This window comes from Arenicella xantha, from assembly GCF_003315245.1.
Lineage (GTDB): Bacteria > Pseudomonadota > Gammaproteobacteria > Arenicellales > Arenicellaceae > Arenicella > Arenicella xantha.
The window spans coordinates 50,009-63,992 of record NZ_QNRT01000005.1 but is presented as its reverse complement, the minus strand read 5'-3'; the positions used below and the strand labels follow the sequence as shown (position 1 = coordinate 63,992).

Sequence of the window (13,984 nt, the reverse complement as noted above, 5' to 3'; positions counted from 1 at the left end):
CCGCGAACTAGGCAGACGCGACACGACTAGTAGAATGTCGTACAAATTAAGGAATATTCGATAATTTGGTCGAAGCAAAATAAATGGTAACGCACTATTAACGAGTCGCGTTGAGCACTGCACTCACGCAACAACGTGCTACCAACATAATAATTAGCAATCGGATTGCGCAACCATAAGAATAAGAATGACTAATTCCACCACAAAAACCTCCCGACTAAATAGAACACGCCCTTTGACCGCCGTGTTTACGTGCATGTTGCTACTATCGAGCTGCAATCAGCAAGAGCTAGCAGAACAAACGCCCCAACCACCAACAAGCAGCGCTAGAGATCCGTCAATATGGCCAAGCCTCGATCTCAGCGCCATTAAAGACCCCGCAGTCGAAACGCAGGTCGCTCGCATCTTGGCTGACATGACGTTAGAGCAAAAAGTCGCGCAAATGATTCAACCTGAAATACGTGACGTATCGGTGGAGGATATGCGTCGTTATGGCTTCGGTTCGTACTTAAATGGTGGTGGCGCGTTTCCGAATAATAATAAACACGCGACACCATCTGATTGGATCGACTTGGCCGAAGCGATGTACCAAGCCTCGATTGACGACTCATTGGATGGCTCGACCATACCCACTATCTGGGGCACCGACGCAGTACATGGCCACAACAACGTAATAGGCGCGACCTTATTCCCTCACAACATTGGCCTCGGTGCCGCCAACAATCCTACGTTAATCGAAAGCATTGCTTCCGCCACGGCCCGTGAGGTAATGGCAACTGGCATTGATTGGGTATTCGCACCGACCGTTGCGGTGGTTCGTGATGATCGCTGGGGGCGCACTTACGAGGGCTATTCTGAGGACCCAGAAATCGTGCGGTCCTACTCAACCGCGATCGTCAGAGGCTTGCAAGGGTCAATCGATGACACCTTTCTAAACGATGACCATGTCATCGCTACTGTTAAGCATTTCTTAGGTGACGGCGGTACTCAAAACGGCATCGATCAAGGTAACAACATTGATAACGAACAAGCCCTGTTTGATCTCCATGCGCAAGGCTATGTCGGCGGCTTATCGGCTGGCGCACAATCTGTAATGGCTTCATTCAACAGTTGGCACGGCGAGAAGATGCATGGCCATCGCTATCTACTCACCGACATTCTCAAAAATAAAATGGGCTTTGATGGCTTTGTGGTCGGTGATTGGTTAGGTCATGGACAAATAGACGGATGCACCAATGCCGATTGCAGTAAAGCGATAAACGCTGGCCTAGATGTTTTCATGGCACCATCCGATGCCTGGAAACCACTGTTCCACAACACCGTCAAACAGGCGCAAAGCGGTGAAATACCCATGTCACGCATTAACGACGCGGTGACCCGAATTTTGCGCGTAAAAGTCCGCGCTGGCGTTTTTAGTAAACCGAGTCCGGCCAACCGTGCGCTATCGGGTCGACTGGAAATTATCGGTGCCCCTGAGCATCGAGCTATCGCTCGGCAAGCGGTGCGCGAGTCATTGGTATTGTTGAAGAACAATCAGCAGTTATTGCCACTAAAGCCGCAACAGCGGATCTTGGTTGCCGGTGATGCGGCTCATAATATTGGCAAGCAGTCTGGAGGTTGGACCATCACCTGGCAGGGCACCGGCAATAAGAATGCCGACTTCCCCGGCGGCACGTCTATCTATGACGGAATCGAGAATGCGGTCTCGGCGGCCGGCGGTTCGGTTGAATTGGCAGTAGATGGCAACTATCAGCAACGACCCGATGTCGCCATAGTCGTGTTTGGCGAAGAACCTTATGCCGAAGGCAATGGCGACATTAAGACCCTCGACTATCAAGCCGGAATCAAATCCGACCTCAAGCTACTACGAACCCTAAAAGCACAAAACATACCCGTTGTATCAGTGTTTATTTCGGGTCGTCCGATGTGGGTTAATGCTGAATTGAATGCGTCTGATGCGTTCGTCGCAGCATGGTTACCAGGCAGTGAGGGCGTGGGCATCAGTGACGTTCTATTGCGCACCATTGACGGCGATATCGCCTACGATTTTACTGGTAAGTTATCGTATTCATGGCCAGCATTACCGACCCAGAGCAATGTGAATCGTGGCGACCGAGACACTCAAGCACTGCTGCCGTACGGCTTTGGACTAAGCTATGGCGACAAAGACGTGCTAAGCCCTAACTTACCGGAAAATAGTACTACCGCGGCGGCAAATACTGACTCTGAGCGAGTCATTTTTCGAAAGTCTGTACAAGCGCCTTTTAGCGCACTAGCTGGCGCTCCAGACACCTTACTCGAAATGACCAGCAACGTATTGAATGTTGACGGCTTGCAAGTGCGAACCCGTGATCGAGACGTACAAGAAGATGCCCGACAATTGCAGTTCAGCGCCGGCGGTCAGTCAATATATGTCATCGCGAGTAATACCCCAATCGACTTACAAACAGGTTTTTCAAGCCAAACGGCATTACGCATACAAGTGAAGCTCGAGCAACCACCGAGTGAGCCCGTAACATTAACCATGCAATGCGGCGACGATTGCGCTGGGGCGATTGATATCGCTGACCCATTAACGGCCATGCCACTAAACGAATGGCATGAGTTGAGCATCAATTTACGTTGTTTTGCTGAAGCTGGAGTGCAACTGGCTACAGTCACAAGACCCATTGAGCTCGCTACCAAAGGGGATCTACAACTGTCGTTTTCCGATATTACTATTGCACCGTCGGACAGCGCTACGGCCTGCCCTTAAGCATCACACTCGACGTATTTAGCCAACAATGGTTTGCATTCAAACGTAACACCATGAATGCAAACCAGCCCATTAACGCTCGACCTGATAGCGCAGGTCAGCGCCACTATCGGCTCCCACATCCGCTTTGATCGACCAAGCTTCGCTTAACTTATATTTCAGTATCAACGATTGTGTAGCGTCCAACAGGCCGTAACCATAACCAACATAGAATTTTGACGAGAGTTGTTTACCTGCTTGAATGCTTGGCGCTTCACCGGCGAGTTGCAACTCGAGCTCCGTGAGGCCCAGTGTCTCTTGAATCTTCTCGGTGGTCTTACCGATGGTGCTTTGCCCATCACCACGCAAGGAACTAGCAATACGCAGTAAGGTCAGCCCATCTTGCGAACCTAGCTCGCTGATAGGTTTATCAAACACCAACACCGACAAAATATCTTGATCTGGCATAGATGGGGTCGAGTACAAACTCAAGCGCGGCGCACTGGCTCGCCCACTCACCGCAACGCCAGCAGTCGTCGCGTCGACGGTTTTTTGTGCGCGCAGATCGAGCGTCGGATCATCGATGCTGCCACCATTAAAGATAAGACGTCCTTTATCGAGCTTTAGGTCTTGGCCATAGGCGGTGTAGCGCCCATCCTGTAATTGGATCTGTCCTTCACCACGAATGATTCCATTTGGCACTTGGGTAACGCGTAATCGTCCAAACAGCTTGGCGTCCAAACCTTGCGCTTGAATGTGTGTGTTTTCGCCCAATTCAATCAACAGATCTAACCGCTGTTTCATCGCATTGGGCTGCACCGCCGTACCCTCTAATACAACATCGCTTGACTCGAGTAGCGCGCTATCCGGCAATTTAAAATCGAGCTCAGCTCGATCGATATTAATCCGCCCGTTGACATCAATTAACTTAGGCGTGATGCGCGTCGTAAAATCCAAGTCACCGACCACCATCAGATCGGTGGTATTGGCCAATTGCAGATCGTCCCCAGCCACTGACAAGTCTATCGTCACCTGTTTTAAATCTGTTAGATCGAGAGCCCCATCAAGCTTCATGCTGCCTGCGCCAGACTGCAATGATCCAGTCAACTCGACTAAAGGACTACCATTGGAGCGCGCCGCAAGGTTAATCGACTCGAGCGTCAAACCGAGCTCAGGTATTTTGGCCACTGAATCGCTGACATCCGCCGTCATGCTGAGCTCCGGTTGCTGGACCGTACCGCTTAAATCGAGCTGAGCCGCCAAGCGACCATTCAAATTAATGTCATTTAGAATCGACGGAGGCAATACCGACAAATCACTGATTCGCAATTTGGCTTGCCCTTGCAACCCTGCTTGCTCGAACTCTGCGCTACCAAACGGAGCGTCTACGTCCATCTGCCACCACGCCTGATCTGCTTCACCTAAGTCGAGCACGCCATCCACTACCAGCCGATCAGCTTGTTCAAGGTTTAGCTCAAACGAGCGGATTACTAATTCCTCAGTTTCTAATATGTCGTCGTTAATCGACTGCCAACTAATCACGCCATCACGAGACTTTAATGTCGCTGATATTTGCGCCACCGTTTCCGGATCCGACCAGCGGTAGTCGAATTGCCCGTTGGCAACTCCGCTAGCTGATAGATCATAAACCTCAATAAAACGATTCAAATTGCTTAAGTTGAGCTGTGAAACCTCACCGTTGGCCATCACACCAAGTGACGATTGATTCAACTCACCACACAGGCGCTGCTGCTGATTGGCGAGGCAAGCTTGCGCTATCTGCACCTTCTGTTGACCAAACTCAAGCTTGACCGGCTGTGTCAGTGCCCAGGTATCTAACACTGGATCAACCAAGCTAAGCTCCGATAACACGCCACTCCAGCTAGTGCCCTGCAGAGCGCCAGTCGCGACAAGTGCTAAGCTAGCACCACGATCAAGATCAGCATCTAGCTGCAAGCGATGCGCCTGCTCATTACCATTGATCGATGCATTAAGCTGAGTCGCTAGCAATGCCTGATTAAACCGAACAGCTTTACCCATCAGTGTTGCGTCTACAGATTGCTCGGTACCAGCTAAATTAGCGTCAACACTGACCGACAAAGCGTCAACACTCAAACCAAGCGCTTGCAGGCCAGCTGATTGAACTTGCGCAATAATGTTAGGCCGATCGCGCGCGCCCGACAAACTTCCTTGGCTGTACAATTCGCCTCGGGCAGCGGGTATTAAGTCACCTAAGTTAGGCGACTTCAAATTCCAAGTAAGTTGCATTTGGGAAGCAATCTTGCCGTTGGCCACTAAAGTTGATTGACCACTATTAATTTGCAGCTTCTCAAGCACAATGGATTCAGCTTCGACGGTTGCGGCGAGCTCCGCTTGCAGCGCTTTGTCTCGGGCGGCACTTTTAGCAACCCCATCGGCCTTAGCCGTTACCGCAAATGACTCACTGCTGCCCGCGATGGTGAAGCTACCGTCCGCCATAAACTGCGTGTCCGCTTGCGTGAGAGGCCAGCGTAATGATGTCCAGCTGCCTTGCAACTCAACAGTGCCACTTTGACCGCCGTTGTCATTCGCTGTTTCGGCATCTGCCGTGCTAATCGTTAAAAAGCGTTGTAGTTGCTCGACCGTTCCGACCGCCGATAATGACACCAATTGCGCCTTATCTGGCAGCGTATCATTAACCTCATTTGGCAACTCAGTCACGGATAGTCGATTTACTTGTAGGGAGTCGTCCGCGTACTGTGTGTCGGCCTCAATACGCCAATAAGACACTCGTGGATTACCGCCACTCAAATCGCCATTAAGCGAGGCACGTAGCCCAGCGAGACCATCGTTAGGTCGAAACTGTCCGCTGATCTGCAATGCACCGGCGCCCAATGACACATCCTCGCCCAAAATAGTTTGCTGATCCAAACGTTCCGTGGTCAACGAACCATCCCAAGTTAATTGCTGCGCCAAGGCATCAGTCACTGTAACATCGAGTTTAGCCTGCCACGGTGCGCTTAGCGTTTGAGTAATAGTAAGCTCTCGCCAAACACCATCGATTGCGCCATTAGTACTAATAGTCTGATCCCCTAACGGCCAATCAAGTTGGTGCTGTATGTCGACGATGCCGTTAGACTGTGCAGACAGATCAACCCGCCCCTGCAAAGCGAGTTGACTGTTCTTTTGCTCGGCAAAGCCCTCAAGGGTTAACGAACCAATGGTTAGCAGCTTATTCCGATAATTAGCATCAAGTTGTGCTCGATCGAACGCAAACAACGCTTTCGGTTGGCCCGGATTACTTGCTTTAAACTGACGCACTGTCGCGTTGGCTATCGAAATATCGAGTGGCAACACAATCCCTTGCCATGGCTGATAACGTGGGTTGGGAGCACTTGCTTGCAAGCTAAGCTCAACATTTTCCACCAACATCGAGTCTATTTGCAGTCGACGCTCAAGCAGACTCCAGATGTCCCACTGTAATGCCGCACGCCGTATTTTCACCTCACCGGTAGCAAAATCAATAGCTAGGTTTTCTACAGAGAATTGCCCCAACGTTCCCTCTAACTCATCGACCTGCACTATTTGTGGAACGTTGTTAACCACGAAATGCAGGCCACTATTAGTATTTAACAACCAATATAGAGCCAGCGAAACCAGCAGTGCTAACACCACCAAGCTAACACCAATGCGTTTGATCCAAGCCTTCATAGGTCGGTACCAAAGCTAAAATGTAAGCGTAACGGATTGCCATCGCGATCCAGCGCTGAGGCCACATCGAGTCGCAGCGCGCCAAACGGCAGCCGCCATCGCAAACCGGCGCCAGCACCTTTTTTGTAGCTGGCGCTGCTATCAAATACATCGCCTACATCAATAAAAGTAGCCCATGAGAAATCATTTTTTATTGGATGTTGATACTCAATACTGCCGACCACCAAGTTTTTCCCGACACTAGTGCCCCCGTTGCGCTCCACACCGATACTCTCATAGCTGTAGCCACGAACAGTGTCATCACCACCGGTTAAAAAGCCAAGCGATTCTGGCAAACGAACGGCTTCATCAATGACGCTGCCCGCGAGCTTTACTCGAGCCTTAACACGGCCATTGCCTATCGGATAAAGGCCTTTGGCATCAACAATAAACTGGGCAAGATCGATGTCCGAAGCAACACGTGAATCGGCCACCCTAAGTAACGCCGAGGCGCTCCAACCTTTGGTGGGAAAATATAAATCGTCCCGCTCGGTGCGCTCCCACGCGACACTTGGCATTAATAAGTCGGTGGTTTGCTCAATATCCTTAAGGTCTACGCGAACTCGAGTGAATTTCTCCCGACTAGCGGTCAAGCCAAATTTCACAATAGCTTGGCGCCAACCCATTGACAGCTCAGTACCAATTTTACTCGCCTGAAACCGACGTGTATCGCCAATTTCTTCTTCCAAAGACGTAAAGAAATTGAGACTGTCGAGCTTATCTCGTGGCAAAGGAATACGGTAATTGAGGATCGCCGAGCGCTTAATCTGAGATCCGCCTAATCGTGCATTAAGTGTGTGACCATATTTGTTGATTCGACGATTCTCATAACCGATGCCACCACGAATACCCGTGTCCGTGCCAGCGCCAACTTCAACGTGATACACCTTGCGCTTACTAGGCGAGACAAGAATATTAACCGGCACCGTGCCGGTCTCTGCCAACGGCTCACCGGTTTGCACATCGACACTGGCGAAATAGCTAGTCGCGGCTAACTCGCGCTGAGTTTTGCTGATGGCATCCGCATCGTATAAGTCATTCGGCTTAATCGTGATTAGCGGCTGCAGGACCTCATCTTCAACACGGCGTTTAATCTTGTCACTATCACTGTCGTTGTCGGCCTCCCAAGTAATAACAACATCGCCAATTTTGTAACGCGGACCGCTTTCGAAGCGCAACAAAATATCGGCCTTGCTGCGACTCGCATCAATAACAATTTCGTGGCGAGTCAATTGCGCATCGAAATAACCTAACCGTAATGCCGCGGCTAGTAATATTTTTTTCTGGACCTCATACTTTGCTTGCTCAAGAATATCGCCGCTAGCTAACGGGTAATCGCTTCGCCATTGCTTGAAACGCGGCTCTTGCTCGGCATCCTGGTCAAGGAAAATAGCCACATCGGCGACTCTCACAGGTTCATTCAAGCTAACCTTATAGGTGAATTTATCAGGGGCTTGAGAGGTGTCTACCACCACCGTAACTTGGTAGTAGCCATAAGGTTGCAGTGCCTCTTTAATCTCACCAACCACACGCCGCAACAGTCGTCGACGCTCACCAGACGTCAGCGGACTAGGGTCCTGCAGTCGGCCGATTAGACGAACGTGGCGATTCACGTTTTCTAACAACTCACCACTTAGACCAGTGATAGCGATGTCTGGTCGACTTGATTCCTGCGCCCAAGCCAAATTACTCAGCAACAGACCAGAAGTCAGAATGCAAAAAATACAAAAACGAGTGATATTCAAAACAGATAAATTGCGGTATCGGGCATGGGTTAATGAGTTTCCAACAGTGCAGTGTAGGCACTTTTTAATTTCGCAGCGTCGACCGTGCTACGACAAGCAGTAAGTGAATCTTCGAGATAGTGCTCAGCATGGCGTTGCACAGCATTGCGATTGGCGCCCGGAATGGTAGTGCTTAAAATAAGCTCAAACACACTGGCCATGTGCATCGACGCATTATAGTCCTGACTGGTGTAACTGCGCAGTGAACTAAACACAGCGTCACATAAATCATCGAAATCAAACGCAGTGAGAAACACCCTTGCGGCATCATCACTGTCGCGAACTACACCGGCGCGGCGCGGCCGATTAGCCACGGTTGCAACGCCATTTCCCAGCCAATCCATACAGGTATTAGCAGTAAATGGGTCATTGATACCCGGCGATAGGGCACGCGCGGCAATTTGAACCAACTCTTCAATCAGAAATAGAATATCTTGAGACGGCGTACGTTGTCGGCCCAAGCTGAAATACTGACGCATCTCGTTAGCGCAATCTGAAAAATCATCGAGCGACCCCGCCACCTTGAAAACCGGCGCGTTATGCGTAATGAACTGACCCGGCATCTTCAATACCTGCAATGTAATATCACGCTGACGAGCAAATTTCACCAATCCATCGATGTCTAGCGCTTGCATGTACCCGGAATTCTCACTGGCAACTGTATGGCTGCTGGCATCATCAAACGCAATATCGACGCTGTCAGACGGTTCGGCTGGGAATGTAGTGTCTAACCGCTCAGATAACGCCCTGCCACGGTCAGCGGTGATTCCACCAATATGAATCGTGTCGGGAACATGATGAATAAAGGCAATTAGTACTGCCACGCTCATTAGTGACAGCCCCAGCGCGACGAAGATAGCCAGATGCGGAACAAAGTCCGTTCCATCTGCGCCGCTGTCAGCATTGCTAACCGTGCGCAGCACCAACAAACAATAAATGAACGTCGCGGTGAAAGTGCCTAACGAAAACTGGTTACGGCGATCATCAAGAAAGCGCAATAGTAATCTAGACCCGTAATTCGCAGTGGCGTGTGAAACCGACATAATGGTCATCGAAAACACTACGCCGGCAACGGTAATGGTTGAGCCTGCAACAGTCGACAAAATAGCCCGTGCGCCATCTGGCTGACTACTAAACAACCACTCATAACCGCTCGGGATATCAGGCAGAAAATAGATATCGGCAGCCACCATAATAACCGCCAGTGCAATTGCCGCTATGGCCATTGCGCTGGGAATGAACCAGTAGCTGTGACGGATATTAAACATCACTTGGAACAACCATAATTTCATACTGTTATTACCTGGCTAGCCTGTTAATTGAAAGACGGCACGACGCTATTGGAGCTTGCGGTTAGAAACAGTGACGTGTCACGAAAGATGCCACTGCTGCCATATTCTATACATTAGCCGGCAGCTTTTATCTAGCGATGTTCGAATACTGTTAATGTTAGCTCTTTCCACAACCAACCATATTTGCCAGGGCCAATACTAACTGTGACTGTGAATTTGCTGGTGAAAACTGAACACCAATAAGGGTATTTAGTAGCGCATTTTCTAACTGCAGACTTAAAAAACTGATGCCCCTAATCACCAGCAACGCGGCTCTCTCATAGACAATATTTGTTGTCGCGCTATTTCCTATAGTTTTGTGACACAAACGGCCAATTCACATGCCCCCAGAACTGACGCACATAATTCTTTCTGCGATGCCGATAATCAATATAGTAAGCATGCTCCCAGACGTCGATCACTAATAATGGCATGCTGTTAGGATCAGTCACCGGCGTGTCAGCGTCCTTAGTATTGATAATTCTCAAGCGCCCGCTGGCTAAACGAATCAGCCATGTCCATCCAGCGCTGAACTGATGAACGACAGCGTTTTCAAAGGCGACCTTAAACAAATCGAATGAGCCATAGTTATCTTCTATCGCTTCTAGTAATTCTCTGCTAGGCAGTAGGTCTCTCGACGGTGAAAGGCATTGCCAGTAAAAGTTGTGATTCCAAACTTGCGCTGCATTTTGATAAATTCGACCCTCCGCCGACAATACTATTTCCGACAAACCTTTGTTGGAATGCGGTGTTCCACGGATCTCAGCGTTGAGTGAATCGACATAGTCACGATGGTGCATTGCATGATGCTGGAGCAAAGTTTCTTCTGAAACAAACGGCTCAAGCTCATCATATTTATAGGGTAGAGCTTTTAGTTGAATGGTCATCGGTGAGTATAAGCAACGTATTGTCGATGGTTGTTTAGATCTCCTTTGATGGCTAATCAGCAATTTGGGAGGTGGGCTTGGCTAAAACCTAAATAGGGGTCTGCCGCACAAAATAACGGCACTGAGGCCGCGATGTGAGTTACCGGTGGGGAAACTCTCGCGGCCTTAGTGAATCGATTGGTCAAACTACGACGCAACCGGCAAGGGTTTATTCAGCTGCAACAGCTCGCAACATCCAAGCGTTTTCTTCCAGCTGTCCAATTCGATCGGTCAATAGATCGGCCGTTTTGACATCATCACACTGCTCGGCAATTTTGATTACGTCGCGCATCTTACGGCTCAAGGTTTCATTGTCTTCGATTAAAGCTTCGAGCATTTTGCGAGCGTTGGTGTAGTCTATGTCGCTATTAATGTAGGCTAGGTCACGCATCGCACCTAAGCCAGCCGGGGCTTTGAAGCCAAGCGCTCTAATCCGCTCAGCTATGTCATCGATTGAAATCGCTAGGTCCTCGTATTGTGCTTCAGTGAGCTTGTGCACACTGTAGAAAGTAGGCCCGACAATGTTCCAATGTACGCCCTGCGTCTCGGCATACAAAGCGTAGGAGTTGGCAAGCACCAGTCCCAGTTCTTTTGATAGCTCTAGGCGTTGATCTCGCTCAATGCCGGTATGATTGGTCATCTCTTTCGAATTAATGTCTAACACTTCGCTGTTCATTTTTTCTCCACATGTTGGGTTGTTTCACTGCGTTGATGGCAATGAAAAAATTGTTGGTTGGCGTCTAATTTATAACTAGTCATTCACTACTAGTGGTCTTTTAGAAGGTGACTTGAGCAGGATCTCTGCGAACAAAAAACCGCTCAGTCACACTCAAGATTCCGCAGACTAATTAGTGCTTAGCAAGAAACTCATTGATTTTGTCTTTTGCTTCTTCTTTGGTGATCCCATACTTCTCTTGGATCTTTCCAGCCAGCACATCAGCTTCGCCTTCGGCTTGCTTGATTTCGTCATCAGTTAACTTACCAAACTCACTTTTCAGATTGCCAGTAAGTTGCTTCCAGTTACCTTTTAGTTGATCTAAATTCATTTTTTGACTCCATGTTGGATGAGTTAAATTAATGCCGTGATTAAGTTCCCGGCGCTTGAACTTAGCTGAGCAGCAATCGTGCCAAGTTTGAAATTCGGCACAGCAAATAAAACGTATCTCATTGTATTTGAAAAGAAATTTAATTCATCACACATCCAACCCGCATTTACAGAAGGCGATAAAATGAACTCGCCCGATTAGCATCGTTGATATGCCCCGACCGGTTGGGCAAATCCACCAACACATTAAAAATGACTTTAGATCGACCACTGAATAGCAACTCTCAAGACACTCGTTGCATCAATGTTAGTGGTCAGCAACTTCGCTTCTGCCACTGGACGCCTGACAATGAATTACTATGTCGACACTAGGCTTAGAGGCAATTGAAACAAACCGAGCTCATGTTTACCTAAATGTCACAACCACACAGCTAGAGTCATCAACTTAATTAAGAGTCGTCAACTTAACTATTGAGAGCCCCAAACTATAGAGAGCACTCAACATAAGCCCATTACTGATTACGCAACGAATCTCCAACAATTAAACATTTGAACGCGAGCGCCCAGTGCTGCATAGTCAACACTGATCTGCTCACCAACTTCAATTGCGTACGCGAGCCGGAATAACGCCGCTGCGAGTTTTCAACACAACGCACCAATTACTATGTCGACATCTGCCACACTACTAGCCAAAGCCTGCTACCAACGCTCGAAAAACTATGCAGGGAACCCTCGACGTATGGGCATAGAAATCGAATTTGCTGGCCTCGAAGCAAAACAAATTGCTGATCATATGCAAGCCACTCTCGGCGGCAAAATCAACTGGCAATCCCCATTCGTCCTGATAGTAGAAAGCGATGAACTAGGCCCCTTTAAACTTGAAATGGACTCCAAGCAAATAAAGGAATTGGGCGATCGTTCGAATATTCAAGGCAATCCAACTGAAGCAGCACCAAGCTTCGAAAAAACTTATATTGAAACCGTATCACGCCTCGCTGGTAACTTAGTCCCTTGGGAAATTGTTTCACCACCAATGGAGTTATCAGAGCTACATCGGCTATTCCCACTCGTCGATCTATTGCGTGAAAGTGGTGCAAAAGGAACTCGAGCCGCGATGTATTACGCCTTCGGCGTGCATTTGAATCCCGAGCCTTGCGAGCTCTCAGCGGAACATTTGCTACTCCATCTTAAAAGCTTCTTCTGCTTGTACGAGTGGATATTGATTGAAGGCGACGTCGATTTTTCACGACGCGTCACACCGTATATCAATCATTTTCCTAACGAGTATGTACTGAAAATACTAGATGCAGATTATCATCCAGACATGGATCAGTTGATTGATGACTACCTTGAGTTCAACCCAACCCGCAATCGCAGCCTTGATATGCTTCCAATGTTTGCGCATATCGATGAACCTCGAGTAAAAGCCGTGGTTGATGATGACCGAGTCAATGCGCGCCCGACTTTCCATTATCGATTACCTAACTGCGAAATTGATGACCCCAACTGGAACCTAAACAGGTCTATTGAAATCTGGATGGCGGTGGAAGAATTAGCCCTGAATGAACAACTTCAAACGGTCTGCAATGAGTACCACAATAAACTTAGCAGTGTACTGTCTGGCTTAGGTGAAAAATGGCCAGAACGCTTGAAAGAAATGCTTCCCTTGCCTAGTTCCACTAGTTGGCAGCAGTCGGTCTAGTCAACATGGCCGAATCCGATAAACGTCCGCTGGTAGTAGTTACCGGCCCAGCTAAGCGACTGAAGTTTGGTTGGTGGGCGACACGCATACAGCTTAAACGGGCCGGCTTACGCGGCCATTACGTGACGGCTAAAAACCCAGAGTTACCCGACGACGCATGCGGAGTAATTATTGGTGGCGGAGATGACATCGACCCCAAACACTACGGTGTATCAGGCACCGCTGGCGTGAACTATGACGCTGCTCGTGACCAGCTCGAAATGGAAACTATTCGAGTTGCGCTAGAACGCCAGTGGCCAATGCTGGGAATTTGCCGCGGCGCACAATTGATCAATGTGGTACACGGTGGCGACCTGCACACCGATATTAGACCACTGCGGAAATTAACCCCAAACCGAAACAGCCTATTCCCGGTAAAACAGGCCTACCTTAACGCCGACTCCAAGCTTGCCGAGATTTACCAAAGTAAAGTTTTTAAAATTAATAGCTTACACAGCCAAGCAGTGAAGCGCGTAGGCGAAGGACTTAAAGCTGTAGCGCAAGACAAAGATGGTTTTATTCAAGCCATAGAAAACCCCAACAAACCTTTTCTAATCGGTGTCCAATGGCATCCTGAATATCTACTTTTCAGCCCCGAGCAACGAAAACTATTTAATGCCTTTGCGCAACAGGTCGAGCAATGCGTGGCTAGTACTCAAACCACGTAATTTGCCAGACAAATGCGGCCATGCAA

The 13,984-nt window shown here is 48.8% G+C and carries 9 protein-coding genes; 3 read left to right on the top strand and 6 right to left on the bottom strand.

The genetic code is table 11. From position 1 onward, the window contains the following. Positions 1–187: 187 nt before the first annotated feature. Complete coding sequence (locus tag DFR28_RS15650; RefSeq protein ID WP_211317023.1) at positions 188–2,755, top strand: glycoside hydrolase family 3 protein; 2,568 nt, start codon at positions 188–190, stop codon at positions 2,753–2,755. A 72-nt stretch (positions 2,756–2,827) separates the two neighbouring features. On the opposite strand, the gene DFR28_RS15645 is transcribed toward DFR28_RS15650, so the two are convergent. The 6 genes from DFR28_RS15645 to DFR28_RS15620 form a co-directional block, all read right to left on the bottom strand. After that, positions 2,828–6,424: a translocation/assembly module TamB domain-containing protein gene (locus tag DFR28_RS15645; protein WP_113955326.1), complete on the bottom strand. Its 3,597-nt coding sequence runs from the start codon at positions 6,422–6,424 to the stop codon at positions 2,828–2,830. Beyond that, on the bottom strand, positions 6,421–8,208 hold the full coding sequence (locus tag DFR28_RS15640) for an autotransporter assembly complex protein TamA (RefSeq protein WP_113955325.1): 1,788 nt from the start codon (positions 8,206–8,208) through the stop codon (positions 6,421–6,423). Before DFR28_RS15640 ends, DFR28_RS15645 begins: the two co-directional genes overlap by 4 nt. Positions 8,209–8,237: 29 nt before the next feature. Further along, positions 8,238–9,539, bottom strand: a complete 1,302-nt coding sequence (locus tag DFR28_RS15635) for a DUF2254 domain-containing protein (protein ID WP_113955324.1) — start codon at positions 9,537–9,539, stop codon at positions 8,238–8,240. A 341-nt stretch (positions 9,540–9,880) separates the two neighbouring features. Then, positions 9,881–10,465: a superoxide dismutase gene (locus DFR28_RS15630; RefSeq protein ID WP_113955323.1), complete on the bottom strand. Its 585-nt coding sequence runs from the start codon at positions 10,463–10,465 to the stop codon at positions 9,881–9,883. Between the two features lie 208 nt (positions 10,466–10,673). After that, complete coding sequence (locus tag DFR28_RS15625; RefSeq protein ID WP_113955322.1) at positions 10,674–11,180, bottom strand: Dps family protein; 507 nt, start codon at positions 11,178–11,180, stop codon at positions 10,674–10,676. A gap of 172 nt (positions 11,181–11,352) precedes the next feature. Next, the gene (locus DFR28_RS15620) at positions 11,353–11,550 is read right to left on the bottom strand and encodes a CsbD family protein (RefSeq protein ID WP_113955321.1); all 198 of its coding nucleotides are present in this window, start codon (positions 11,548–11,550) and stop codon (positions 11,353–11,355) included. 663 nt (positions 11,551–12,213) lie between these two features. Here DFR28_RS15620 and DFR28_RS15615 point away from each other — a divergent pair. Further along, the gene (locus DFR28_RS15615) at positions 12,214–13,251 is read left to right on the top strand and encodes an amidoligase family protein (protein ID WP_113955320.1); all 1,038 of its coding nucleotides are present in this window, start codon (positions 12,214–12,216) and stop codon (positions 13,249–13,251) included. A 5-nt stretch (positions 13,252–13,256) separates the two neighbouring features. Further along, positions 13,257–13,958, top strand: coding sequence for a gamma-glutamyl-gamma-aminobutyrate hydrolase family protein (locus DFR28_RS15610; protein WP_113955319.1), 702 nt, complete (start codon positions 13,257–13,259; stop codon positions 13,956–13,958). Positions 13,959–13,984: the final 26 nt, after the last annotated feature.